At 41.5% G+C, this 236-nt stretch carries 1 pseudogene; it reads right to left on the reverse strand.

Annotated elements, in window-relative coordinates:
* Window positions 1–82 precede the first annotated feature (82 nt).
* Window positions 83–236, reverse strand: a pseudogene (locus R0K30_RS23510) (xylose isomerase); the annotation flags it as partial.

Here is a 236-nt window from a genome sequence, read left to right on the forward strand (position 1 = left end):
GCCTTGACTCCGCTCGTTCCAAGCTCAATTCCCATCACCTACTTCATGTTTTCCCTCCTTCAAAACAGGTCCGCCTATTCAATTAATCTTCTAACACGTATTGATTCAATCGTGCTTTCAGCTGTTCCTCTCTTCCCGATTCGTTTATGATGAAAGGATGCGTCAATGCATATTCTTCTAATGTATGAAAGTTTGCTTTCCCTTCTGAAATGTCGAGTCCAATTCCTTCAGAAAAG

This window comes from Bacillus sp. SIMBA_154 (assembly GCF_046536015.1).
Taxonomy (GTDB): Bacteria; Bacillota; Bacilli; order Bacillales; family Bacillaceae; genus Bacillus; species Bacillus pumilus_P.